Annotated in this window: 18 protein-coding genes; 12 read left to right on the top strand and 6 right to left on the bottom strand. The window is 45.7% G+C overall.

Annotation, left to right across the window (positions count from 1 at the left end; genetic code table 11):
• Window positions 1–60: 60 nt before the first annotated feature.
• Window positions 61–294, bottom strand: a complete 234-nt coding sequence (locus QUA27_RS09275; RefSeq protein WP_333067566.1) for a hypothetical protein — start codon at window positions 292–294, stop codon at window positions 61–63.
• 416 nt (window positions 295–710) lie between these two features.
• Between QUA27_RS09275 and xth the strand changes: the two genes are divergently transcribed.
• Complete coding sequence (gene xth, locus QUA27_RS09270; RefSeq protein ID WP_333067565.1) at window positions 711–1,496, top strand: exodeoxyribonuclease III; 786 nt, start codon at window positions 711–713, stop codon at window positions 1,494–1,496.
• 147 nt (window positions 1,497–1,643) lie between these two features.
• Window positions 1,644–2,519 (top strand): SDR family oxidoreductase, encoded by an 876-nt coding sequence (locus QUA27_RS09265; RefSeq protein WP_333067564.1) that lies wholly within the window; start codon window positions 1,644–1,646, stop codon window positions 2,517–2,519.
• 163 nt (window positions 2,520–2,682) lie between these two features.
• Here the strand turns inward: QUA27_RS09265 and QUA27_RS09260 are convergent, their stop codons facing one another.
• Together QUA27_RS09260 and QUA27_RS09255 are read right to left on the bottom strand one after the other, a co-directional pair.
• Window positions 2,683–3,807, bottom strand: coding sequence for an EAL domain-containing protein (locus QUA27_RS09260; RefSeq protein WP_333067563.1), 1,125 nt, complete (start codon window positions 3,805–3,807; stop codon window positions 2,683–2,685).
• A 1,569-nt stretch (window positions 3,808–5,376) separates the two neighbouring features.
• Entirely contained in the window at window positions 5,377–5,721 is a 345-nt protein-coding gene (locus tag QUA27_RS09255; RefSeq protein ID WP_333067562.1) for a hypothetical protein, read from the bottom strand.
• Window positions 5,722–5,792: 71 nt separating this feature from the next.
• On the opposite strand from QUA27_RS09255, the gene metH reads away from it, so the two are divergent.
• Window positions 5,793–9,344: a methionine synthase gene (gene metH / locus QUA27_RS09250; RefSeq protein WP_333067560.1), complete on the top strand. Its 3,552-nt coding sequence runs from the start codon at window positions 5,793–5,795 to the stop codon at window positions 9,342–9,344.
• Between the two features lie 250 nt (window positions 9,345–9,594).
• On the opposite strand, the gene QUA27_RS09245 is transcribed toward metH, so the two are convergent.
• Window positions 9,595–10,218, bottom strand: a complete 624-nt coding sequence (locus QUA27_RS09245; RefSeq protein ID WP_333067559.1) for a hypothetical protein — start codon at window positions 10,216–10,218, stop codon at window positions 9,595–9,597.
• A 269-nt stretch (window positions 10,219–10,487) separates the two neighbouring features.
• Window positions 10,488–10,814 carry a YbjQ family protein gene (locus QUA27_RS09240; protein WP_172184303.1) on the bottom strand — a complete coding sequence of 109 codons (327 nt, stop codon included), beginning with the start codon at window positions 10,812–10,814 and terminating at the stop codon, window positions 10,488–10,490.
• A 150-nt stretch (window positions 10,815–10,964) separates the two neighbouring features.
• On the opposite strand from QUA27_RS09240, the gene QUA27_RS09235 reads away from it, so the two are divergent.
• The 6 genes from QUA27_RS09235 to QUA27_RS09210 all read left to right on the top strand — a co-directional run bounded on the left by QUA27_RS09235 (window position 10,965) and on the right by QUA27_RS09210 (window position 19,210).
• Window positions 10,965–12,065: a tetratricopeptide repeat protein gene (locus QUA27_RS09235; protein ID WP_333067558.1), complete on the top strand. Its 1,101-nt coding sequence runs from the start codon at window positions 10,965–10,967 to the stop codon at window positions 12,063–12,065.
• A gap of 424 nt (window positions 12,066–12,489) precedes the next feature.
• On the top strand, window positions 12,490–14,187 hold the full coding sequence (gene crtO, locus QUA27_RS09230) for a beta-carotene ketolase CrtO (RefSeq protein WP_333067557.1): 1,698 nt from the start codon (window positions 12,490–12,492) through the stop codon (window positions 14,185–14,187).
• Between the two features lie 503 nt (window positions 14,188–14,690).
• The gene (locus tag QUA27_RS09225) at window positions 14,691–15,791 is read left to right on the top strand and encodes a saccharopine dehydrogenase family protein (protein WP_333067556.1); all 1,101 of its coding nucleotides are present in this window, start codon (window positions 14,691–14,693) and stop codon (window positions 15,789–15,791) included.
• A 392-nt stretch (window positions 15,792–16,183) separates the two neighbouring features.
• Window positions 16,184–16,534, top strand: a complete 351-nt coding sequence (locus QUA27_RS09220) for a hypothetical protein (RefSeq protein ID WP_333067555.1) — start codon at window positions 16,184–16,186, stop codon at window positions 16,532–16,534.
• A 287-nt stretch (window positions 16,535–16,821) separates the two neighbouring features.
• Window positions 16,822–17,343, top strand: a complete 522-nt coding sequence (locus QUA27_RS09215) for a hypothetical protein (RefSeq protein ID WP_333067554.1) — start codon at window positions 16,822–16,824, stop codon at window positions 17,341–17,343.
• Window positions 17,344–17,875: 532 nt separating this feature from the next.
• Entirely contained in the window at window positions 17,876–19,210 is a 1,335-nt protein-coding gene (locus QUA27_RS09210; RefSeq protein WP_333067553.1) for a hypothetical protein, read from the top strand.
• Window positions 19,211–19,514: 304 nt separating this feature from the next.
• Here QUA27_RS09210 and QUA27_RS09205 read toward each other — a convergent pair whose 3' ends face one another.
• Window positions 19,515–19,859 (bottom strand): hypothetical protein, encoded by a 345-nt coding sequence (locus QUA27_RS09205; RefSeq protein ID WP_333067552.1) that lies wholly within the window; start codon window positions 19,857–19,859, stop codon window positions 19,515–19,517.
• 112 nt (window positions 19,860–19,971) lie between these two features.
• Here QUA27_RS09205 and QUA27_RS09200 point away from each other — a divergent pair, with 112 nt between their 5' ends.
• The 3 genes from QUA27_RS09200 (at window position 19,972) to QUA27_RS09190 (ending at window position 22,637) form a co-directional block, all read left to right on the top strand.
• Window positions 19,972–20,865, top strand: a complete 894-nt coding sequence (locus tag QUA27_RS09200) for an ion channel (RefSeq protein WP_333067550.1) — start codon at window positions 19,972–19,974, stop codon at window positions 20,863–20,865.
• 76 nt (window positions 20,866–20,941) lie between these two features.
• Window positions 20,942–21,268 carry a DUF433 domain-containing protein gene (locus tag QUA27_RS09195; RefSeq protein ID WP_333067549.1) on the top strand — a complete coding sequence of 109 codons (327 nt, stop codon included), beginning with the start codon at window positions 20,942–20,944 and terminating at the stop codon, window positions 21,266–21,268.
• Between the two features lie 193 nt (window positions 21,269–21,461).
• Entirely contained in the window at window positions 21,462–22,637 is a 1,176-nt protein-coding gene (locus tag QUA27_RS09190) for a metallophosphoesterase family protein (protein WP_333067548.1), read from the top strand.
• Window positions 22,638–22,675 lie beyond the last annotated feature (38 nt).

Raw genomic sequence — 22,675 nt, 5'->3', positions numbered from 1 at the left:
GAAGAAGTTTTATCTCTCTGTGGTTGGGATTATATCCTTGAAGCTATATTAAGTGCAACTTCATAGTAAATTGGTATTAGGAGCTAAATCTTCTACAGAAAGCTGGTTTTCATCTTGAGCCAGAATTTTTTCCATCTCAGCGAGAGTGCGTGGAGAAGCGCCGATCTGCGTTGCTAGTTCGCGTAGTGCTTTCGACTCTTCACTGTGAATCTGCTGATCCGCACAGACCATGTGCGTGACTAATAGGAATGGGTAGTCTAAGTGTTCGGTGGTTCTTGAAGTTATGTCAGCCATCTTAACTTATTCAATATAAAGTCATATTTAGTAGGTTTTTACATCCCAGCTCGACCATAAAAAGTCACATTTAGCTGGTTGCTATCGAACAAGTCATAGATTCAAGACTTATTCAGCGGTAGCGTTTCCTAATTCCTCTCGTATGATACCCTATTCTTAGGTGACTTAGAATCTCTGCTGCACCAGCAGTGCGATCGCCTAACCGCATCCGAAGAACAAGTTATCTCTTGGCTAGCAAGCACGATCGAACCAGCAGACATCTTACAAATAGCAGAAAACCTGCAATTATCACGGGCAGAACTATTAAATGTCATGCAATCTTTAGGACGACGGTCATTAGTTGAAACAGTACAACAAAATGGGCGATAGCACTTTGCGATCGCGCCAGTAATCAGAGAGTATATAACAAACAAAAAATGAAAATCGCCACCTGGAACGTCAACTCAATCCGCACCCGCCTAGAACACGTTACTAGCTGGATGCAAGCCAACTCCCCAGACGTTCTTTGCCTCCAAGAAACCAAAGTTACAGACAAAGACTTCCCCCTAGAACCCTTCATCAACCTCGGCTACAACTGCTATATTTCCGGTCAAAAATCCTACAACGGCGTCGCTATTTTTAGCCGATCGCCCATGTCGGAAATCAGCAGCGGATTTGCCCCCCTTCTCGGCGACGAAACCGCAGGTATTTTTGACGAACAAAAACGCCTAATAGCCGGGGTTATAGACGATATTTGCATTATTTGCGTATACGTTCCCAACGGTTCCGAAGTTGGCAGCGAGAAATATGAGTACAAGCTAAAGTGGCTCAAACTGCTGCAAGAATACCTCAAAATAGCACTAGATAAATCCCCCAACTTGTGCATTTGCGGCGACTTCAACATCGTCCCGGACGATCGAGATATCCACAATCCCAAAGCCAATGCTAACTCCGTGGGCCTATCAGTAGCCGAGCGCCGAGCGCTAGCAGAAATAATAGAATTAGGATTAAACGACCCCTTTCGCAAATTCACCACAGAAGGCGGCCATTATAGCTGGTGGGACTACCGCGCCGCCGCATTTCCACGCAACAACGGCTGGAGAATCGACCACCATTATCTCAGCCCTCCCCTGTACGAACAAGCAAAAAACTGTACAATAGACATTGCTCCCAGAAAATTAATCAAACCCAGCGACCACGCCCCCGTAATTGTCGAAATTTGATTTATGAGTTATAAATAAAATTAAGGCAAAAGAAACCCGGTTTCTACCATCAATCTTAGGTTTATCAACGATAAATTTAAGAAACCGGGTTTCTCGACCCTATGCGTAAGTTCCGATCCAGTTAATAACAACCAACAACCAAAAATCATGTTCTTAGTAACCGGAGCAACAGGCGCACTAGGCCGCCGAATTGTACGAGAAATCAGACAGCAAGAAAAGCCTGTCCGCGCATTCGTTCGCCTCGCATCTCGCTACTCAGAACTAGAAAACCGAGGCGCCGAGATTTTTATCGGCGACTTAAAACAAGACAAAGATATTAAAAAAGCCTGCCAAGGAGTGCAATACATCATCAGCACCCACGGCACCGGCGGCGACGTTCAAGCAGTACACTACCGCGCTAACATAGAATTGATCGACTGCGCCAAAGAAGCCGGAGTGCAGCACTTTGTCTTTGTTTCGGTACTGGGAGTCGATCGAGGATACGAAGATTCCGCAGTATTCAAAGCCAAGCGAGAAGTAGAAAAATACCTGCAAAACAGCGGATTGAATTATACAATCTTGCGCCCTGCCGGTTTTGCTTCCAGCTTGTTACCCCTAGCAGAAAGATTTCGAGAAACCGGACTTTACCTGCTGATTGGCGACGGCAAAAACCGCACATCTGTTGTCAGTACCGACGACTTAGCAAAGATTGCCGCAGACTCGCCAACAGTCGAAGGCGCCCGCAACCAAATTCTGCGAGTCGGTGGCCCGGATGTGCTGACAAGGGATGACATTCCCCGCATTTTTGGACGCTTATTCAATCGCGAACCGATGGTAATCAACCCGCCACTGGTTGTGTTTGACGGTTTGAGAAATGCCTTGGGTTTATTGAATCCTCAAGCTCAAAAAGACTTAGGAACTTTGCGCGTATTGCTGGGTAACGAGTATTTCTGCACTCCCGAAGAAGTGCAAAACTTGGAATCAATCTACGGGATGAGAATGGAATCTTTAGAAAGCTTTCTGCGGCGCAATTTGAGCGTTTAAAATGCTAGTTATTCTCATTACCAGGCTTTGCCTGGTAATGAATATCGGGAGGCTCTGCCTCCAAAATCTTGTCTCATTTTAATGGAGGCAAAGCCTCCCGATAAGTGTCCCCAGGCTCTGGGGTACGATCAAAAAGTAGCCCCAAATCGCAACTGAAAACCATTTAAGCAGACATAGGCACTGGTTCAACACCACCAATATAGCTTGTAACTGCGATCGGGGGAGAAGTCGGCTTAGCAATCAAATAACCTTGAACCAAAGTTGCTCCCCGTTCTCGCACCCACTCAAACTCCTCCAAAGTTTCCACACCTTCAGCAACTGTTTTAATTTCTAATTGAGCAGCAATTTCTAACATCTTTTCCGTAATGAGTGCCTTATAATAATCTTGATGGACATTGCGAATCAATTGCATATCCAACTTAATAAAATCTGGACGCAGTTGGTGCATCAAATTTAAATTAGAAGAACCGCTGCCAAAATCGTCTAGGGCAATTAAAAATCCCGCCTCTCGGTAAAACCTCAGAATATTAATCAAGTGATCGATATCAGGAGGGTGCTGAGATTCCGCTACTTCAAAAACAATATTGCTGTGAGGAATTCCCGCTTCATCAATAGCCTGTACTGTTCTTCGCAGGCACGTAGCGGGATCGTAAACTGAAGTCGGAGAAAAATTAATAAAAAGTAGTTCTTTGATATCGTAAACATGGGCTTCGCGGATAGCGCGAGTTCGGGCTAAAACATCTAGTTGAAAAATTAGGCCTGCTGATTCTGCTCGGGCAAAAATCCGACCCGGATAAATTAAGTTTCCTTGCTCATCAATTCCTCGGAGCAGCGCTTCGTGGGCAAAAATTTTAGAAGTATCTGAGGTATAAACAATGGGCTGAAAATGTGTAGTAAGGCGTTCTTCGGACAATAAATCTAACAGCCAATCAGAGTTACTCAAATTAATAAAAGAGTCTAAGGAAGTGCTGCGATAAAAATCGCTAAGTTTTGGCTGTTCAACTTCGCGCATCCACAAAACTTTTGTCTCTTTCAACTCTTGATTTGTAAGCGCCGATGAGGCTAGGGCGTTAAACTTTTCTTTTGCTATTCCCTCAAGCATAATGTACAAACACTTGCTCTCTTCTAACAGCCGGAATTCAAGTTCAGCCTTGGTTAGTGCAGAAATAACCTTGGTCAGCGTGTGCGATACTGGAAACCATAGGTATAGACCTCCCCTGCCCTCTATTTTGGCGGGTAATGTTTCGCAGCGAGAGCAGGAGCCGAAGGCTTTGCCACTTATTTGCATTGGAATATCCTCCGGTTTTTGGGTTAATTTTAGACACGCTAACAAGTAAATTTTATTATAAGCTCATTCACCTATTAATTCATCTATCTCAAGATGTAAATCTTGATGAACTGGTATTTAAGAATTATTGCAATATTTATACATTATTGCAGTATTTATACTTGCCTCCGGTTTCAAACCTTAGTCAAAGTTCTCAGCATTGAGCAAGTAGCTGTGATTAAACACTGTTCCAAATCATCACAGAGGGAGAATACAAAGACTTGTTATCTATTCTCTACTGCTGCTCTGATTGTTTACGTTTTATTCTATAATTCCCTTTGCCAAAACAGTGGCTACAGTTGATTTTTTAGCAAAGGGGAATTAAAACGCTCGATCGCCCGATCCATTAATTTATTCCAACCCGAAATATACACAGCCGGACGATCGCCCAAAACAAACTCACTTGCTGCGGAATATCCAGTTTAATTTTATAATCCGAATGACAGGATTTGAATTAAGCTTTCTGACTTATTTTACCACTTTCCGCCATCCTAGCTCCTACCCTGGCTCAATCTAGGGAACCTGTTCTGCGTCTGAGCGAAAACTGAGTGACCTGCTGTATGCTTTACAACACAAGCAGACTCAGTAAGAGGGATAATTGAGCGGATGAGCGAACAATCTAACTCAGTCACGCCAAGCCACCGCTAACTACTTTATTGGGTATAAGCGAATTTTGGACTACTTCAAGCAAGCACAGAAAGAATGGCCTAAAGGGGTAGGGCTAAAGAAGGATAGTAAAGCTAAGGGGTCTTACACGGAACTTACCCGCTACAGGGGTAGTTCAGGGGGGCTGTATTCTTTGTCCTGTCTCGGTTTTAGCGACTTAACTGCCGACAAACCGCAGTCATGTGTTTAAGATTTTCTTAATATTTAGGGGGAGAGTATTTTTATATGATGAGTTTAATCAAAAACCTCGCCACATAAGGGTTGTAAGAGATTGTAGTCATGTAGAAGACTTGGACGATGATTCGGGCAAGTCTCACCTCGGAATGGTTTCAGACGGAATTTACCCCCTGTGCGGGGTAAATTCTGCTTACATCACCGTTCAGTTCAGACTAGGTGACAAGCGGGTCAACAAAACCTGTGGGTGTTACCTAAAACTGCAGAGTATCACCGATCCTTTAAAGAAAGCTCATTTGGTTGCTATCGCTCTAGCATCTTTCTCTAGCTAGACTCAATTTTCAACCTAGTTATGATGATGTAATTATAGATAAAAACGTCATCAATAATGACTTAATTACCTTTGCTGAAGCGATAGCAAAAGTATAGCAATAATACTTACTGGGACGGACGTATAAAACGTCGTCAGCAGCAGCGTGACAAAAGCAGTATTAGTCATCATTCTACTGAAGTAACAATGTTTGGTGTTTCTATACCCTTAAGATAATCCCCAAACCTAATTTGTGAATTTTTATAGTTATCCAGAAAGATAGCTGTACAGGTAGCCAATCAATTCCCTTTGCTATCGCTTTTTCAGTACCTACCATTCAATCAGCTCGTTTACTAATCAAAGAAACATCTGATGAACAACTAATGGGATCTGAGCAAATTCCGTCTAGGCGTAGAAGAAACACTCAAACCATTGCTTGCACCAGGAGTACCGATTGCGATCGTAGTTATCAGCCTAACTACGAGACAGCAGAGAATTCGATCGCGCTTTAACATCACTCGTTTAATTGTGGCGATCGCATTTGCGCCAAATTCCTCAACAGTTAAGCGAAAAAATCCCTCACAACTCGCCCGTTTTCCCCCCGCAGCCTCGCCCACAACAGAATTTTGACAATTATCCAGGGCGATCGCTAAAATTACAGGTACGATCGAACTATTGTCAGCACCATTAAATCCTTCAGTAATTAGTCGTTTGCCAACAGTCACATAATTGTTGACAATATTGCACAATAGAGAAAATTGTAAATATATAGCACCTGCGTTTTTTTTGACCGCTTATGAATAGCAGATTCCTCGATCGACTCCACCACCCCTCGCGCCCCGTCATCGTCTTCGACGGCGCGATGGGAACCAACCTGCAAGTCCAAAACCTCACCGCAGAAGACTTTGGCGGCAAAGAATACGAAGGCTGCAACGAATATCTCGTCCACACCAAACCGGAAGCCGTCGCCAACGTGCACCGGGGATTCCTCGAAGCAGGGGCCGATGTCATCGAAACAGACACCTTTGGCGGCGCTTCCATCGTACTCGCCGAATACGATTTGGCAGACAAAGCATATTATCTCAACAAAACTGCCGCCGAACTTGCCAAGGGTATCGCCGACGAATTTTCCACCCCAGAAAAACCTCGATTTGTCGCAGGATCGATCGGGCCAGGCACCAAATTACCAACATTAGGACACATCGATTTCGACACACTCACCGCCGCTTTTACCGAACAAGCAGAAGGACTTTATGACGGCGGCGTTGACTTATTTATTGTCGAAACTTGTCAAGATGTGCTGCAAATTAAATCAGCATTAAATGCCATTGAAGAAGTATTTAAGAAAAAAGGTGCGCGAATTCCGTTAATGGTATCAGTCACAATGGAAGCCACGGGCACAATGTTAGTCGGTTCCGACATCAGCGCCGCCCTAGCCATTTTGCAGCCGTACCCGATCGACATTTTAGGCCTGAACTGCGCCACCGGGCCCGATCGCATGGCGGAACACGTCAAATACCTTTCCGAACATTCGCCCTTCGTCGTTTCCTGCGTTCCCAACGCGGGTTTACCCGAAAACATCGGCGGCCACGCGCACTACAAACTCACGCCCATAGAATTAAAAATGGCCTTGATGCGCTTTGTCGAAGACTTAGGCGTGCAAGTCATCGGCGGCTGCTGCGGCACCCGCTACGATCACATCCGCGAACTATCAGAAATTGGCAAAACTCTTAAACCAAAGATTCGCGAAATTACTTGGGAACCATCCGCCGCATCAATTTATAGCGCCCAACCCTACGAACAAGAAAATTCCTTCTTAATTGTCGGCGAAAGACTCAACGCCAGCGGTTCCAAAAAATGCCGCGATTTGCTAAACGCCGAAGACTGGGACGGTTTAGTAGCAATGGCCAGGGAACAAGTGCGAGAAGGCGCGCACATTCTCGATGTTAACGTGGATTATGTCGGCCGCGACGGCGTGCGAGACATGAAAGAGTTAGTTTCCCGCGTGGTGACTAATGCAACTCTCCCTTTAATGCTGGATTCCACCGAATGGGAAAAAATGGAAGCCGGCTTAAAAGTTGCGGGCGGCAAATGTTTGCTGAATTCCACTAACTACGAAGACGGAGAACCGCGTTTTTATCAAGTTTTGGAGTTGGCGAAAAAATACGGCGCGGGCATAGTTATCGGTACGATTGACGAAGATGGAATGGCGAGAACCGCAGACAAAAAATTTGCGATCGCCCAGCGCGCATATAAGGCCGCCGTCGCCTACGGAATTCCCGCCGAGGAAATCTTTTTTGATACCCTAGCGTTGCCCATTTCTACCGGGATAGAAGAAGACAGAAAAAACGGCAAAGCTACCATCGAATCCATCCGCCGCATCCGCCAAGAATTGCCCGGTTGTCACGTCATCTTAGGAGTTTCTAACATTTCCTTCGGCTTGAATCCGGCGGCGCGGCAAGTCTTGAACTCCATGTTTTTGCACGAAGCAATGCAAGCGGGGATGGACTCGGCAATTGTCAGCGCTAATAAAATTTTGCCCCTCGCCAAAATCGACCCCAAACACCAAGAAATCTGCCGTAAACTGATTTACGACGAACGGGAGTTTGACGGCGAAATTTGCGTTTACGACCCCTTGGGCGAGCTGACAACGGTGTTTGCGGGCAAAACTACCAAGCGCGATCGTACAGAAGACGCAAGCCTTCCGGTAGAAGAACGCCTCAAGCAGCACATCATCGACGGCGAACGCATTGGACTAGATATCCAACTCGCCAAAGCATTAGAAACCTATCCGCCCCTCCACATTATCAATACTTTCCTGTTAGACGGGATGAAAGTAGTCGGAGAATTGTTCGGTTCGGGACAAATGCAACTGCCATTTGTTTTGCAGTCAGCAGAAACCATGAAAGCGGCAGTGGCCTATTTAGAACCGCACATGGAAAAGTCCGAATCCGGGGACAACGCCAAAGGAACATTTATCATCGCTACTGTCAAAGGCGACGTTCACGACATCGGCAAAAACTTAGTTGATATTATCTTATCAAACAACGGCTACCGAGTGATTAACTTGGGAATTAAACAGTCGGTTGACAATATCATCGAAGCTTACGAGAAGCACAAAGCCGACTGTATAGCGATGAGTGGCTTGCTGGTAAAATCCACCGCATTCATGAAAGAAAATCTGGAAGTATTCAACCAAAAAGGAATCACGGTTCCCGTGATTTTGGGCGGCGCGGCTTTGACTCCCAAGTTTGTGCATGAAGACTGCCAAAATACCTATAAAGGTAAAGTCATTTACGGCAAAGATGCGTTTTCTGACTTGCATTTTATGGACAAACTCATGCCAGCAAAATCTGCTGGTAAATGGGAAGACTTGCAAGGATTTTTAGATGAAATAGAGGACGATAATGCAGCGGTTAAAGAAGCTGAAACTTCGCCAGAAGCTTCTGTAAAAGATACCAAGAAAGCAGACACTCCTGTGGTGATAGATACCAGGCGATCCGAAGCAGTTGCAGCAGATATCGATCGCCCGACTCCTCCTTTCTGGGGAACGAAACTGTTGCAGGGAGAAGACATCCCCTTTGAGGAGATTTTCTGGCACTTAGATTTGCAAGCTTTAGTTGCCGGTCAGTGGCAGTTCCGCAAGCCAAAAGACCAATCGCGGGAAGAATACGACGCTTTCTTAGCTGAGAAAGTTTATCCAATATTGGAAGAGTGGAAACACAAAGTCATCGCCGAAAAGTTACTGCATCCGCAAGCAATTTACGGGTATTTTCCCTGTCAAGCTGAAGGCAATTCTTTGTATTTGTACGACCCGGAAATCATGGCTGGCGGGCAAGATGTATCGACACCCGCTGTAACATTCACATTTCCCCGCCAAAAATCGGCGCGCCGGCTGTGCATTGCCGACTTCTTCGCGCCCAAAGAATCGGGTAAAATCGATGTATTTCCGATGCAAGTAGCGACAGTGGGAGAAATTGCTACAGAGTACGCGCAAAAGCTGTTTGCTAACCATCAATATACCGACTATCTCTACTTTCACGGGTTAGCGGTGCAGACGGCGGAAGCAATAGCAGAATGGACTCACGCGCGAATTCGCCGCGAATTGGGATTTGGTAGCGAAGAACCGGACAACATTCGCGATATGCTAGCGCAAAGATATCGCGGTTCGCGGTACAGTTTCGGCTATCCTGCTTGTCCGAATATGGCGGATCAGTACAAGCAACTGGAATTGTTAAAGTGCGATCGTATCAACCTCTACATGGATGAAAGCGAACAACTTTATCCCGAACAATCAACCACCGCAATTATCACCTATCACCCAGCAGCCAAATACTTCAGCGCTTAATTCGTAGGGTACGCTATAAGCAGCTTTCTCTCGCTTTGATCGTTCATTATCCTCGTTCCCAGGCTTTGCCTGGGAACAAAGATCTGGAGGTTCTGCCTCCCTTTAAAAACCGGGAGGCAGAGCCTCAAAAAATGCGTTTTCAGGTATAACCTGCGAACAATAAAAAAATAGTTTACGAATTAAAGCAACAAAAAAGCACCTTAAAAAAAGTGCTTTCCTGAATATGAAGTTTCCGTGTCTGACGCAACTTTTACGAGTAATTCCGGGGAGTGCGCGCGCCGGCAGATGCTCCTACCATCGAAGCAACTAAACCCAATAGTGAGCCGAACAAGAAGGACCAACCAGCTTTTGCAGCATTACCAGCAATATTGCGAGCATCCTGAGCAGATACGTTAGGTGCTCGGTTCGGCAAATCGACCCCGCCCTGCTGCGCTTGATTAATTGCTTCTCCCGCATTCGCAGCTATTACGCCAAAAGTACCGGCCACGCCATTTGCTAACAGCCAAGAGCCAATTGTTAAGGTAGTTGCCCACAAAATTGCTCCGTTTAAAAGTGCTGTGTTGCGGTTCATCGGGCCGCAAGCGCGAGCAGTTACCCAACCGCCAACGGCCAAGCTAATTAACAAACTAATAATTGACCAAATCCCGACGCCGGTACCCACGTCCCCTGAAATACTGCGCGGAGCTCCTGAATTAGCAATGTTGCTCAACCCGATCGCAGCACCCAATGCACTTAACACCAGTTGTGTGCCGATGGCAATTACCAAACCCGAAAAAATCGGACCCCAACGTACTCGATCGTGGTATTCCATCATTGAATTCACAACTACGGGTTCGGTACCAACGTTATCTACAGGTCTATTTACGTATGACATAGGTTTTTTTTTCCTCTGAGAGTTGATTTAATTTTTAACAATCTTTCACCTAAGCATTGATTGTGGCTGAGATTGATAGAAACTATATCTGCCTGGGGAAATAACCAGTATCTATGTCTGAAGAAAGAAACGAAAAATTCATCAGCCCTCAGCCAGTCGCTATTAGCTAATGACTGATGATTGATGACTGATGAGTGATAACTATTTTATCCCGTTAGAAAAGTTCCCGGATGTATACAGGAAATGCGGACGTATAGAGAAAATACAGCTTAACGCAATCTTACAGCCGTTCCAACGGCAGTAATCAGCAGCAAAGCCCCGCTCGAGTCTACATTAATCGTGCCGGTGTCAACTTCCACCCCGATTACGGCATTGGCGCCCAGGCGCTGGGCCCGTTTTTCCAGTTCCGCGAGGGCATCTCGCTGTCCTTTGAGAAACACTTCCTCGTAACTGCCGGTGCGCCCGCCGATGATGTCCCGAATGCCAGCGAAGAAATCTCGCAGGGCATTGGTGCCGTAGACAACCTCAGCAGTTACAATTCCCAGGTAAGATTGAATTTCTGCTCCTTGGATGATATCAGTTGTTGTTACAATCATCAGTTGGCCTCAGTTGCGAAAATTTTGAGTGGGTCTTGTTCTGTAGATTTACTACATCTCGCCGCTCAAAAATTCCTGGTCAACCATAAGTTGTCAGCTTGCCAGGCTGACAGCAACTCGCTCTTTCATTCCACACACTCTTTGAAACAAATGGCCGTGTACAAACAAAGTCTCTTGGTGTTCAGTACGTTGCTAGTAGCAGCCTTCGCTGTCGCAGCGCCCCAGATAGCGCTCTCAGCAGAAACGTCAGTTGAAGTCAAACCTCAAAATAATTCAGATTTAGATGCTCTGCTGCGACAAGGGCGCGAGTTGGTAGATTTAGGAGACTACAGTAAGGCGATCGCCATTTATCAGGAAGCGGCACGTTTAGATACGGAAAACCCCCGCATTTTTTCTGGTATTGGCTATTTAGAAGCGCGTCAAGGCAACTATCAAGCCTCAGTGGAATTTTACCAACAAGCGATCGGTCTGGAACCGAACAATGCTGACTTCCAATACGCCTTAGGATATGCTATGGCGAATTTACAAAACTATCCTGCAGCAGCCACAGCTTATCGCCGCGCCGCTGTGCTCGATCGCAAAAATGTCAATGCCCGGATCGGTCTCGGAGTGGTACTCTTTCAGCAAAAAGATTACAGCGGTTCTTTTAAAGCATACCAAGAGGCGATCGCCCTCGATCCGAAAAATTGGCAAGCTTATTCTTCAATGGGTTTAGTATTGATCCAGCAGGGAAGTTTTGCCAGTGCTGTCACCGTACTCCAACAAGCAGCCGAACTCGCTCCCAAACAAGCAGGTGTCCAGTTAAAATTAGGCACTGCTTTGCTGCGTGCCGGCTATACTTCCGAAGGGCTAGCAGCTTTTGAAGAAGCTGCAAAATTGGAGCCCCGCAATCCAGAAGTGCAGTTAGAAATTGGCGAACTTCTCAAGGGTCAAAACGACTTAGACGGAGCGCTGGCAGCTTATCAGCGGGCTATTGCGGTGCGACCCAATTTAGTGGAAGCACACGCAGGAATCGGGGAAATTCAACTGGAAAAACAAGATTTTTTAGGAGCGATTACCACTTTTGGGCGAGTGATTAAGCTCGATCCAAACAGGGCCGAAGCTTATTACAATATGGGTACGGCACTCAAAGCGCGCGATCGCAAATCTGAAGCAATTGAAGCTTTTCAACAAGCCCTTGATACTTACCGCCAGCAAGGCAACAATGATGGTGTACAAAAAGCTGAGGCGGCGCTCCAGCAACTCAAGTAATATCTCTCAATGTACTAATTGGTAATGGGCTAGCAGTTTTGAGTGTGGAGCAAGTAATTTTACTTTTACTAGATCTTAAGTCCTTCGACTCGCCGTGTTGCAAGGAAAAAAGCCATCTCAAAACTGTTTCTCTTCCCTATTTCCTGTTTCTTCTTCCTTCTTACTTCGTTTGCTTAAAATTTTAGTTGAATATCGATAAATGTGGCTAAATAGAGTACAATATTGGCGTGATTTTAGAACTGCGGTCACTCTGTAAGTTTAAGAATAAATAAGGGCGATCGCAGCACAGCATTTTGTTAAAGCTCCATCTTTTGTAATATGCTAAAACGGCTTACTGATAATGAATCTATTTCTATTGGTAGAGACAGCCAACTTGTTAACATTTGTAAAATAAGCAAAATATCCTATCCCCAGAGCTTCATCTATGCAAACGTATGACGTGATTATCATAGGAGCAGGTCACAACGGACTGGTCTGCGCCTCTTATCTGCTGAAAGCGGGGTATACTGTCCTCTTGTTAGAAAAACGTTCAGTTCCCGGTGGCGCGGCCACTACTGAAGCTGCGATTCCCGAATTGCCGGATTTTAAATTCAATCTTTGCGCGATCGACCACGAATTTATCCATTTAGGGCCAGTTGTAGAAGAATTAGAACTGGAAAAACACGGTTTAGAATATCTTTTCTGCGATCCAGTTGCCTTTTGTCCGCATCCCGACGGCAAATATTTCTTAGCGCACAAATCTGTAGAAAAAACTTGTGCAGAGATTGCCCGCTACAACGAGCGCGATGCTAAAAAATATGCCGAATATACAGACTTTTGGCAGCGGGCTTTAGGTGCAATGGTTCCGATGTTTAATGCGCCACCAAAATCTATTATAGATATTCTGGGCAACTACGATATTTCAAAGATCCAAGATTTATTGTCAGTCATCGGTTCGCCCAACAAAACGCTGGATTTTGTTCGCACGATGCTCACCAGTGCTGAAGACATTGTCAACGAGTGGTTTGACGAGGAATTTATCAAAGCACCCCTAGCAAGATTCGCCTCAGAACTCGGCGCGCCTCCTTCGCAAAAAACCCTGGCTGTAGGCGCAATTATGCTGGCAATGAGGCACAATCCCGGCATGGCAAGACCGCGCGGAGGGACGGGTGCATTAGTGCAAGCGCTGCTTAATGTAGTGAAAAAATACTCGGGTGTGGTACTTACCGACCAGCACGTCGAAAAAATATTAGTTGATGACGGTCGCGCTGTGGGAGTTCGAGTTGCCGGCGGCACTGAATACCGCGCTACAAAAGGTGTCATTTCTAATATTGACGCTAAGCGCTTGTTTCTGCATTTAATGGATGACAGCGATGTCGATGCTGCTGACCCGGATTTGCGGGAAAGATTGGAGCGCAAAATTGTTAACAACAACGAGACTATTCTCAAAATAGACTTAGCTCTCAATGAAGCGCCTAGATTCGAGCGCTGGAATCATCGGGACGAATATTTAATCGGTTCGGTTTTAATTGCAGACTCGGTGAGACACGTTGAAATCGCTCACAGCGACCCTTCAATCGGCAGGATTCCCGACTCTGACCCATCGATGTATGTGGTGTTTCCGACGGTACTAGACCCGTCAATGGCTCCCCCCGGACATCATACGGCTTGGATTGAATTTTTTGCTCCTTACATGATCGAAAATGCTGAAGGAACTGGTCAGCACGGTACGGGGTGGACGGATGAGCTCAAAAACAAAGTTGCCGATCGCTGCATTGATAAATTAGCAGAATATGCACCGAATATCAAAAATTCAATTATCGGCCGCCGCGTGGAAAGTCCGGCAGAATTGGGAGAGCGTTTGGGGGCTTTGAAGGGGAATTATTACCACGTTGACATGACGCTGGATCAGATGATATTTTTCCGTCCTTTACCGGAGTTGGCGAATTACAAAACGCCGATCGACGGTTTGTTTCTCACGGGGGCGGGAACGCATCCGGGCGGATCGATTTCGGGTATGCCGGGACGCAATACCGCTCGCGTTTTCTTGCACTCGCAGCAGCCTTTCGCGCAGACTTTCGCAGATGCGGCTAATACTCTGAAAGCGAAGGGTAAGTCGATATTTCGGAGTAATGAGAAGTAAGATTTTTAGCAACCGCAGATGAACGCAGATAAACGCAGATGAATCACATCTGCGTTTGTTCGTTTGTTTGTTTGTATTGATTTATCAGTCTGTGAGTGCGAGAATTTTTTCCGGTTGATTCCCTGTGAAGGGAAAACGATTTGCGCTCGCCCTCAATACCTTTTCTAAATCTTGTGCATCTTTGGCGCTTGGTGGCGACGGTTTGTGTTTCATCAAATCTGTGAAAATATTTTGTCATCATAGAGCATATTCCATCGATAAAATTCTCAATATTAGAAGAACAAGTTAACGGTGAAGGCATTTTTGAACTTAGCGTCGCAGCCAAAACTCTAATGAAAGCAGAACAGGCAGGTCGCTGCTAGAAGTCTCTCCCCATCTGCGGATATGGGCGATAGCCGCCGATCCCCCAGGAGATCGCATTCTCCTCAATTCATACTTTATGCGGATGAAAACGCCGGCCCCAAGTTGAGAAACTGAGAAATGGCGTTACCCTTTTTTTAGCAATGGCAAATCGAGTGTTGATTGTCGGCGGGCGGGGACGAATTGGCAGCAGCGTTGCCCAAGACCTTGTTACCCATACCGACGCAGAAATTACTGTTACCGGACGCAACTCTGAAGCCTCTATTGGGCCGGGATTGCCGCCGGATAGGGTGCAGTATCAAGCTTTAGATTTAGCAGACAGTGCAGCCCTGCACCAAGCGGTTTCATCCTCTAATCTCGTCGTTCACTGTGCCGGGCCTTTTCACTACCGAGATGCTAGCGTATTGAAAACTTGCATAGAAGCAGGTGTTAATTATACTGATGTCAGCGACAGCCGCAGTTTTACTCGCAGAGCTTTAGAATTGCGGGAAACTGCTAAAAACTCCGGGATTACTGCTATTATTAATACGGGCATTTTCCCCGGTGTGTCTAATAGCATGGTGCGCCGAGATGTGGAACAATTAGATGAAGCAGAACAAATCCATTTGAGTTATGTAGTCGGAGGTTCTGGCGGTGCTGGTGTTACCGTCATGAGAACCACTTTTTTAGGTTTGCAAACTCCTTTTGAGGTTTGGGAAGATCGCAAGTGGCAGCAAGTACAACCCTACAGCGATCGCGAAACAATTGAATTTCCCGCACCCTACGGCAAAACAGGGGTTTACTGGTTCGATATGCCGGAAGCCATCACTTTGCCCGAAACTTTCCCCGTCAAATCAGTTGTGACTAAATTCGGTACGTCTCCCGACCTTTACAATCACCTTACCTGGTTTGTTGCTAAGTATTGGCCTGCTAGCTGGCTCAAAAATAACTCCGTGATTGAATTTCTCTCCTACGTCAGTTATGGGATGACGAGTGTTACTAATACTTTTAGTGGGGTTGGTGTGGCAGTGCGATCGCAAGTGAACGGTCTCAAAAACGGTCAACCGGCTAAAGTTTGCTCGACAGCGGTACACCCAAATGCTGCCGCCGCTACTGGCATCGGTACTGGCAGTATAGCTCAATTAATGTTAGAAGGAAAACTGGAAAAACCGGGGGTTTGGTCGGTGGAACAAGCTCTTTCTACCGAGCTATTTGAACGAGCTATGCAGAATCGAAACCTCAAGATAGAGCAGGTTATTTTGTAGTTTTATCGGTTGTTTGTTGCAATTTGCATCTGTTTGGTGAATGAGTTTTTTTGACGAACCGCAAAGACACAAAGGACGCGAAGAAAGAAAGGAGAAGAGTAAAGGTTCGCAATTGATGGGAGAACCCCTAGATAGGGTTCATCGCAGAAATTGCGATCGCACCTCATAGGTAGATCAGTTCCGCTTGTCTAACTAATCTATCTTTTGGTAGAAGTAATAATAACAAGCAGGCGCTTAAGATATGGGAGGTCACGGGAAATATCCCTTTTGGCTCGCTCTAGATGCGGTAGCTGCGACAAAGATTGCGCTTGAACCAAGGTTGTCAATGTGCGATCGCAGTGAAGAAGCGACAAACACCATAATTTTTGCGGAAAATACGAGGAGAAGTTGATATGAAGCGGGTTTTAAAATCTCTCGGAAAAACATTGAGCCAAAGCATTTTGCTGGTCTGTACCCTGGCTTTCATTGGTCTGCTAAGTCTAGCGGTAGTACCCAGTCAGGCTGCTTACGCAGGTCAAGACAGAACTCAGGCGCCGCCGGAAGCTAAAATGACTGACCCCGCAGAAAGTTTCGAGGATCTGAATCCCCAAGCAGCTTACGATGAAATAGTCAAAACTTCTCAAAATCCTGCAAAGGTCGAGAAAGCTTACGACGAAAGCTTAAAGGAGTACAAGGGAGAACACCCGCAAGAAGGCATAGTTCAAAAAGCTGAAGATTTGATCGAAAAGGTCACTGGCAACTAATAAATCAAGAGATTTATATCTAACTCAAGTGGCTGGTAAATACACAGCTTCGGTGAGTACAGAAGTGAGCCGATATCAGAAGTCACTTGAACATAATTATCTAGGGTGCGCCTTGGCGCACCTTATCGCTTGAGAGTAGCGTGTAAAAATACTTTGTGAATCAACAACTATTTTATCATTTCCTTTATTTTAAAGCTAGCAGCTTCATCCTCAAGGCAGATGAATAGATATGAATTTAAAAGGTAAATTTAATAATAGTTAGAGTTAGATAAAAGGAAAAAAATATCATGAGCGATGACAAAAAAACGGTACATGAACCTGATGCTAACCTCGACCCGCTTTCGGGGGAAACAGGGGCTCATCCAGTGGGAACGGGTATTGGTGCGGCGAGTGCGGGTGCTGCGGGTGCTGCGATCGGCGGTGCCATCGGCGGGCCTGTAGGAGCAGTTGTAGGCGCTGTTGTGGGTTCGTTTAGTGGCGGTTTGGTGGGCAAAGGTGTGGCGGAGGCGATGGACCCCACCGTAGAAGATGCTTACTGGCAAAGCAACTACAGTTCCCGTCCTTACGTGGACACTAGCGCGACTTACGAAGACTATCAGCCTGCATACCGCACCGGTTATGAGGGATACAGCCGCTATGGCGCTACTGGTAAGAAATACCACGAGATCGAACCGGATTTGCAGCGCGACTACGAAACAAATCGCGGTAAGTCTAATGTGACTTGGGAAAAAGCTAAGCACGCCACGCGCGACGCTTGGGATCGGGTGGAACGGGCTGTTCCTGGCGACATTGACAAAGACGGCCGCTAAGGGCTGACACCAAGTATTTCTCAGTCTTGAAGACACACAAACTCAAGCATTCCTGTTATTTTTAGCCGGGTACCGGAATGGAGCGAAGTGTTAGATTAAAAAAAAACCCGGCTGCTGCGCCTTGGACTTTTGTTGATAGATGGCACAGTTTTTAACGCGAGTTTAGCAAAGTTTTTGGGGATTTTCAGCCCCTCTCTACATCGGAGAGGGTATTTTTATGCTCCCTTGAAATCGCATTTTTTAGCAGGATTTTTATTTTACAGGACTGTTCGCTGTGAGAACTCGCTAGAGACGTAGAGGGTTGGCTGTGCGGGACGATCTCACTCCTAAAAAATGCTGTTTACAAAATCGGGATGCTTCCGTTTGAGATTAACATTTTTTTTTTACTATTAGCCTTAAAATTAAACTTATTCAGGACTGAGACATCGATCGCGATGGGCTTTCTTCAATCGGAGGCGGATCGTAAAGCGTCGGTGGCTTCAAGTCCGATAATTGTTAATCTAAATCCTCTCATTCAAAATTGGTATTACTTGTGGATGAAATGTTGGAAAGAGCTTGGACACTCAAGCAAAATTTAATTGACTTTGTGCTGGATGCTGAGGGAGAGTTGGCGGTAGCTTTGGAAGCTTATGCTGCTGCTCGATCGACCGGCGAGCGCTACGATATTGCTCAGCAAAATCAAGTGATTGACAGTTTTACAGTCGAAGGTAAAGTCGGAGACAAAACGCCGATCGACCTATTTGTCGAAAGTCAGCCGGATTTAACCGAGAGCGATCGTAGCTTGCTTGAAAGTTGGGAACACAGAAGCTTCACTGGCTTGTTTGAAATCACTCAACTTTCCCCCGACAGGTTTGAACTGATGAACTGGCTGACGGCTAAGCACTACGTTGTCAAGCCCAACAGTCCTAATTTTCTTGCAGAAATGTCTCGCTTTAAGTTAGGAGAAATCTTGCTGGCTCGGATTTCTCCCCTTACCGATGACTGGTGGATACTTTCGAGTTCTCCCATTTTGAAGGGGAAATTGGGCAAGCCGAAGTTGGCGGTGGCGATCGGCAATTTCAAGCAAAATCACAAAAATAATCTGTACAGCGATGCCCCGGAATTGTTAGAGCAAGCTTGGCAGTCAGTAGAGAAGTACCATGAAGATTTTACCGAATTTTTTGGTAGTGATGAATTGACGCTATCGGGATATCACCTGAATAAAAAGTTGGCTGAATTTCAGGAATTCATCACTAAAAAACGCCTAGCTGATATCGGGGTTGATGAAAGTAAATCTCTGGCGGATATCGTTGAAGATGCCGGAGTCGATCGAGAAGAAGTCAAAGCAGCAGCAATCGCGGCAGCAGGTGCCGATGCTAACGCAGTTGAGGTAATGATCGACAGCAATGCTAGTTCAAAAATGGTAATGCCGAAAGTCGAATTGCCCGATCGCTTCAAGAAAGCCGAACAGGTGACAGCACTTTCTCATCCTCGCTGGGGACAAACCTTTTTGTCTACTTACGCTCAATTTACTGCACTGCTATCTGCCGAAGATTTTTCAACCGTTCCCGGTTACGAAAAGCTGGTGCGTAACTATCTCGAAGATCCTGCAATTAATGCCTGGATTTGGCAACGGTTAGTTAAAGTCAATCCAGCGAAATTAGAACAAATTTTGCAAACTGTATTGCAGCGGACTAATTTTCAGATCGATCGCGATTTAGATGCCCTGCTGCAAGAGTTTAAAAAACCCTTAGAACCCGAACTCCCGGAAATTGCCAGCGTTCCCCTGCACCTGCACAACTTATTTCAGGAAGCTTTAGGCGAAGTTAATAAGTCAAAGTCTAAACCGCAGGAGAAAAAGAAAAGCTCTAAAGGGTTTAAATCCTAACCAGCTAAGTTGGTGGTATACTGCTATGCCATGATGCGCCAGCTTCGCCAACGGATATTCGTTGATATTTCCGCAGCTCAGGGAAAGTAGGAAGAGAGTGGCAATTTCAAGTGCGAGTGCGATCGACCCTAGCCATTTTGGGGCCGTTAGTCTGCATCCCTCAGACAATAAACCATTAAACAAGCTCACAGCTAGCTGTGAGCTTATTGCCCGGTAATATAACTCAAATAGCTTTGCAGTCAGGACTTTAGTTTTTCTTCACCGTGCTCAAAAAAACTGAAGTCCTCACTACAAACACTTTTTTTTAATCTTCAACTTGTCGGACAGCCATGCGTTGCAGCGGCAGGCTAAGTATGCTAGAAGCAGTCAACAAGTAAGAAAGAACCGTAGTCAGCTTCAAACTGAGCAATAACCAGCTATCTTCTGGTAAGTGAAGTTTCAACCCGAAAAAAGAGATGCAGTAGACTATCCAGTAAGTAAAGCTCATCTTGATTAGGATTTCTTCGCTCAAAGTACGCGCGGCGAAGCTATCCCGTAGGGAATCGTCCGTTGGCTGCGAGTTGCGATTATCGCCCAGCAGGACTAAACCCGCAATAGAAGCCACAAAAGAAACCATAACGAGATAGTCATGCCAGTTAAGCTCAACCATTTCTAAACTCCGCTTTTATCCGAATTTTTGGAATCAGACATCAGTCTAAAGGATAAGTTTTCCCGGTAAAAGCAATAGTTACAAATTGAAACAGCCGCAGTTACAAATCGCAATGAAAATTCCCCGCAACCGTCAGCAACAGGCGCGTTTAGTCAGCCGCCAAGGACAATTCCCCTTAAATATTGTCAAGTTGGGAGTATCGCCCCTGCATTTTGCCGACCTCTACCACAGGCTGCTAACTCTTTCTTGGCCGCGATTTTTCATACTCATTTGTCTCTCCTATACAGTCACGAATTCTTTATTTGCCTTAGCTTACTTGGCGGGAGGAGATTGCATTGCTAACGCGCGGCCGGGTTCTTTCCCAGATGCCTTTTATTTCAGCGTGCAAACAATGGCGACGATCGGCTACGGTGCTATGTATCCGCGCACGGATTACGCTAATACTGTAGTCGCGATCCAAGCGCTTTTTGGTTTGTGGGGAGTGGCGATGGTGACGGGACTGGCTTTTTCAAGATTTTCCAGACCAACAGCTAGAGTTATCTTCAGCCGGGTAGCTGTGATCGCTCCTTTCAACGGCGTTCCGACTCTGATGTACCGCACTGCAAATCAGCGTTTTAACCAAATTTTAGAAGCGCAGCAGCGAGCTACTTTGATCCGCGACGAGGTAACATCGGAAGGAGAATTTATGCGGCGTTTTTACGATTTGGAATTGATGCGGAGTCACTCTCCGATTTTTGCCTTAACTTGGACTGTTATGCACGCAATTGAGGAAAGCAGTCCTTTGTACCAACTTACTGCCCAAGACTTGATGGAACAGCAAGCGGAAATTGTAATTACGTTAACAGGAATTGACGAAACAGTTTCGCAAACTATTCACGCACGACATTCTTTTGTAGCCTCTGAAATTATGTGGAATATGCGATTTGTAGATATTCTTTTGAAATCTGCGACGGGAGGGCGGGTGGTGGATTATACTCGGTTTCACGATGTGAAGCCTGTGGAATGAATGTTTTAATTGAGCCAGTGCTAGAATACCTATATGGCAAAAAAAATTAATATTCATGACCTCAATAATTGCAAAGATGACACTGAAAGAATTGCAACCGCAACTCTTGGCTTTAACTCCCGAAGAGAAGGCTCAAGCTATAGAATTACTAGCCCAAAGTTTAAGAAAATTTTGGTCGGGGATTCAAAAGACTCCCGGCGTGTGCGGCGGCGATGCTTGCATCAGACAAACGCGAATTCCTGTGTGGGTACTGGTGAATGCTCGCCGTTTAGGTATTTCTGAAGCTGAACTCCTAGAAGACTATCCGACTCTGCGTGCCGCTGATTTGGCGAATGCTTGGGCTTATGCTGAGGCATATCCTGATGAGATTGAAACAGCAATTCGAGAACAGGAAGAGGCATAAACTGTGGCAGATATTTATACCGCGATCGCACAAAGCATTAAAACTGAAATATTTTACCATTTTAAATCAGGCTTTTATGAACGGGCATCTTGCCCGTTCCACAAGAAATTCATTCTTTGTGGAACGGGCATCTTGCCCGTTCTTGAAAATAATACAACATCTCAGTTAACATAAACAAAATACTGCTCGTACTATGCGGATAATTCATACTGCTGACTGGCATTTAGGGCGACGTTTTCGAGGGATCGATCGCACTTTTGAAATTGCGATCGCCCTGGAACAGATTTTGAAGCAAGCAAAAGCCTTGGATGTCGATGCTGTGCTCGTCGCTGGCGACATTTTCGACGTGCCCAACCCTCCCGCTTACGCCGAACGCATTGCTTATAACTTTTTCTGCGAACTCCAAGCAGCAGGAATTCCCGCAATTGCGATCGCCGGTAATCACGATTCGGCATCCCGCATCGACAGCATCGCGCAATTGCTTTCTCTCGCCGGTGTTCGCGCTTTAGGCAAACCCAGGCGTTCCGCAGACGGCGGCACAATTACTCTTAATACAAAAAGCGGTAAACTTTGTGTGGGAGCGATGCCTTTTGCTTCCGAACAAAGACTGTTAGATGCTAATTCTCTCTGGGAGTCGGGCGATGCCGCTCGCCGAAAAGATTACCGCGAAATCGTAGCATATTTACTAGAAGATTTAACCAGGGATTTTAGAGACAATACTGTCAATATTCTCATGGGACACATGAGCATTGACGGCGCTCGATTGGCAAAATCCGAAGTCGCTTATTACACGCGAGAAAAATACCTGCTCTCATCGCAAACTCTGCCGCCGGAAGCTCAGTATGTTGCCCTCGGACACATCCACATTCACCAGCGGATTTCTGAGACTTCTCCCGCTTATTATTCCGGTTCTTTGATTCAGTTAGATTTTGGAGAAGCAGAACAGGAAAAAGGATTTTGTTTGATTGAAGTGGAGCCGGGAAATAAGGCAAAGGTGGAATTTAAGCCTGTGGCTTGCCACAAGCCGTTAAAAGTGCTTAAATGTCATAACGACAATCTCGATGAAACTTTGCAAGCTCATCAGTATCATCCAGGTTTCTTGAAAGTAATTGTCGAACTGGACAGTCCACAAATCGGACTTGCCGATCGAGTGCGCCAAATTTGTTCTCAAGCGCTGTTAATTGAACCGCGCTATCCAGATGCAGCGCTAGAAGCAACAGAAATAACTAATATCGATCCCAATAATTTCGATCCGGCAGCAGAGTTTTGCAACTATTATCAAAACCGCTTGGGAACGACACCAAAACCGGCAGTATTGGAGGAATTTAAAAATTTGTACAAGAAGTTTAAGGAAACAGTTAACAATTAAATGCGTAAAAAGATACAATAACTGGTTCCTAGGCTCCG

This window comes from Microcoleus harperi Pol14_C6 (genome assembly GCF_036701295.1).
In the GTDB taxonomy this organism is placed as follows: domain Bacteria; phylum Cyanobacteriota; class Cyanobacteriia; order Cyanobacteriales; family Microcoleaceae; genus Microcoleus.
The sequence above is the reverse complement of the archived record's forward strand: the minus strand, read 5'-3'. Positions and strand labels throughout refer to the sequence as shown.

Coding starts and splice junctions, on each gene's coding strand:
- QUA27_RS09275 (WP_333067566.1), bottom strand. CDS start 294: ATGGCTGACATAACTTCAAGAACCACCGAACACTTAGACTACCCATTC.
- xth (WP_333067565.1), top strand. CDS start 711: ATGAAAATCGCCACCTGGAACGTCAACTCAATCCGCACCCGCCTAGAA.
- QUA27_RS09265 (WP_333067564.1), top strand. CDS start 1,644: ATGTTCTTAGTAACCGGAGCAACAGGCGCACTAGGCCGCCGAATTGTA.
- QUA27_RS09260 (WP_333067563.1), bottom strand. CDS start 3,807: ATGCAAATAAGTGGCAAAGCCTTCGGCTCCTGCTCTCGCTGCGAAACA.
- metH (WP_333067560.1), top strand. CDS start 5,793: ATGAATAGCAGATTCCTCGATCGACTCCACCACCCCTCGCGCCCCGTC.
- QUA27_RS09245 (WP_333067559.1), bottom strand. CDS start 10,218: ATGTCATACGTAAATAGACCTGTAGATAACGTTGGTACCGAACCCGTA.
- QUA27_RS09240 (WP_172184303.1), bottom strand. CDS start 10,814: ATGATTGTAACAACAACTGATATCATCCAAGGAGCAGAAATTCAATCT.
- QUA27_RS09235 (WP_333067558.1), top strand. CDS start 10,965: ATGGCCGTGTACAAACAAAGTCTCTTGGTGTTCAGTACGTTGCTAGTA.
- crtO (WP_333067557.1), top strand. CDS start 12,490: ATGCAAACGTATGACGTGATTATCATAGGAGCAGGTCACAACGGACTG.
- QUA27_RS09225 (WP_333067556.1), top strand. CDS start 14,691: ATGGCAAATCGAGTGTTGATTGTCGGCGGGCGGGGACGAATTGGCAGC.
- QUA27_RS09220 (WP_333067555.1), top strand. CDS start 16,184: ATGAAGCGGGTTTTAAAATCTCTCGGAAAAACATTGAGCCAAAGCATT.
- QUA27_RS09215 (WP_333067554.1), top strand. CDS start 16,822: ATGAGCGATGACAAAAAAACGGTACATGAACCTGATGCTAACCTCGAC.
- QUA27_RS09205 (WP_333067552.1), bottom strand. CDS start 19,859: ATGGTTGAGCTTAACTGGCATGACTATCTCGTTATGGTTTCTTTTGTG.
- QUA27_RS09200 (WP_333067550.1), top strand. CDS start 19,972: ATGAAAATTCCCCGCAACCGTCAGCAACAGGCGCGTTTAGTCAGCCGC.
- QUA27_RS09195 (WP_333067549.1), top strand. CDS start 20,942: ATGACACTGAAAGAATTGCAACCGCAACTCTTGGCTTTAACTCCCGAA.
- QUA27_RS09190 (WP_333067548.1), top strand. CDS start 21,462: ATGCGGATAATTCATACTGCTGACTGGCATTTAGGGCGACGTTTTCGA.